Below are 2582 nucleotides of genomic sequence, written 5' to 3'. Positions count from 1 at the left end.
GGCATCGACTGGATCCGCCACATCGTCCAGATCGCCGCCGCCGCCGGTCTGATCGCCGTCGTCACCCCCCTGTGGGCGAAGCGCGTACGCCGGTAGGCACGCCAGCACAGGTGAGGGGCAGAGCGGAACGATCCGCCTGCCCCTCACCTGCGTGTTGAGCGCCAGATAACTGACCGCCGAGACGCCGGGTAGATGTTCAGGCGGCGATGCGATCGCCTCCGGGGCGGCGGACCCGCCCCGATCAGCAGGAACAACCTTTCGCGAAGGCAATCTGCGCCGATTCGGCGGACCTCGATGTCGGCAACCTGGCGGCATGACCGCCAGGTTGCCGGTTCCTTCACAGAAGGGGCCTTCTGCGAAGGCAGCGGTCATCCAGTGTTCGGCCCGCCACCGGCCGCCTCATCCAGCTGTCGGCGCCAGTCGGCCGCCTCGCCGGTCCGGCCGAGACCATCGAGGACATCCGCGAGGGTCCGGCACGCTGAGAACATTGGCCCGGCGAACACGTCCGGCAAGTGCTCGGCGAGGGGCGCGTAAAGGCTGATCGCTTCGGTGACTGACTCCAAAGCCTCGGCGAAGTTGGCCTTCACCTTCACGCACACCCACCCGTACGCCCACAGCGACATGGCGAGGTGGGGCAGGTAGGCGTCGGGGTGGGCGTCGGCCAGCCAACTGCCGGTAGATGCCGGCGGCTTCCTCGGCGGGGGCCAGGGCCTGGTCCCGCCTGCCCAGCTCGGACAGGAAGGTGCTGAGGTTGTTCAGTGACGCGGCGAGGTCGGGCAGGTAGGGGTCCGGGTGGGCGTCGGCCAGTCGGCGGTGGATGGTGACGGCTTCCTCGGCGGAAGCCAGGGCCTGGTCCTGCCGTCCCAGCTCAGACAGGGAGTTGCTGAGGTTGTTCAACGACGCGGCGAGGTCGGGCAGGTAGGCGTCGGGATGGGTCTCGGCCAGTTGCCGGTAGATGCCGGTGGCTTCCTCGGCGGAAGCCAGGGCCTGGTCCCGCCTGCCCAGCCCGGACAGGAAGGTGCTGAGGTTGTTCAGTGACGCGGCGAGGTGGGGCAGGTAGGCGTCCGGGTCGGCGTCGGCCAGTTGCCGGTAGATGCCGGTGGCTTCCTCGGCCGGGGTCAGAGCCTGCTCCCGCCGGCCGGTGTGGGCTAGCCGAATCGCTAGGTTGCCGCAGTGCCGGGCGTGCTGTTCAGGGCTGTTGTCGGTGTCGTCGAGCAGGTGCTGGGCCAGGGCCACAGCGGCCGGGCCGAGGTCCAGGGAGCGTTCAGGCAGAAGCTCGTAGATGGTTTCGGCGAGAGACGGGCTGGTGTACGCGACGACGGAGTTCAGGGCAACGCCACCGGCGTGGACGGCCAGGGCGGGATCGGTGGTCAGCAGAGTGTGTAGCCAACCTTGGACGTGCGGGTTCCGGCCTGCTGCGGCGGCCAGAAAGATCAGTATCCGGCTGGTATGCCCGGGTGGCTTCTGACCGGGGGCCCGAGCGGTCAGCGGACCAGGGACGAAAACGACGGTGTCGTCCAGGCCGCGGAGGGTGCTGACCAGTGTGGTCGCCGCCCACGAGTCGGTGTGCCCACTACGGGTGATCGGTCCGCCGCTGGGGTCGGAGGGCAGGCTCAACGCGATGAAGTCCTCGGCGAGCCGGTCCGGATACACCGGTTCCAGCACCGTGTTGGAGCTGCTGGGCGGGTAGCAGCGGTCGTGGGCGTCGAGTAGTTTCTGCCCGGCTGGCCGGTCGGCGAGCCCGGTGAGTTCGAGCAGTCTGATCCCGGTATCGGGTGTTTGGGGCCCGGTCAGGCAGGCCAGCAGCACGGTGCGCGCCGCGGCGCGCACCGTGTCCGCGGCGGTGCCGTGCAGCCGGGCCCAGTACGAGCGTTCCCGGTCCAGCAGGTACCGCGACACGTCACCGGCCGACCCCGGCGGATTTGTTTGCCGTGTGTAGGCATCGACGGTGGCCAGCGCCGCCATGTGCATTCCGAGGACGGTCCCGTACACGCTGTCGTCGCCCAAGTCGCCTGGCGCCTTCCACTGTCCGGGCCAGCCGTGTGCGGGCATGTCGGGCTGGTAGATCTGGGCGAACCGCTCGCAGGCGGTCTCGAACAGCCGACGCCGGCCAGGCCTGTCGTGGGCCAACGCGGGCAACGGCCAAGGCTGTGTGTCGCCGCCGGCGATGAACCCGAGCCTGTGCAGCTCGGCCGCCACCGTGGGCCACCAGTCGACCGATCGGGCCAGTAACAGAACCCGCACCTTCGGTGCCCGCTGTCGGCAGTCGGCCAACAACCGCAGCAGATCATGCAGTGGCCACCGCTCGGCATAGTCCACCAACAGCAGCAACGGCCGCCGCGACGCCGGTAGCCACCGCCACGGCTGCACCAGTGGTCTCGCGTCGACGTCACCGGGAGCGGCGTCCCAGTGCGAAACCACCCCGACCCGCCACCCGCTGGCAGTGCTCTGCCGCCCCACCTGCTGGGCGAGACGGGTCTTGCCCTGCCCGTTACCTTTTTGATCGTCCCCACCGGGGACTGCTCGGTCGCTCGGTCCGGTATGACTTACTGCCCCTGTCGTACGCATGATCCGGGGGGTGT

General features: G+C 69.4%; 1 protein-coding gene. It reads right to left on the bottom strand.

The features are described from left to right. Positions 1–399: 399 nt before the first annotated feature. Entirely contained in the window at positions 400–2421 is a 2022-nt protein-coding gene (locus BC793_RS48525; RefSeq protein ID WP_158319610.1) for a tetratricopeptide repeat protein, read from the bottom strand. Between the last annotated feature and the right edge of the window lie 161 nt (positions 2422–2582).

It is taken from the genome of Actinoplanes xinjiangensis, assembly GCF_003148685.1.
GTDB lineage: Bacteria > Actinomycetota > Actinomycetes > Mycobacteriales > Micromonosporaceae > Actinoplanes > Actinoplanes xinjiangensis.
This window is presented reverse-complemented; position numbering and strand designations above follow the sequence as displayed.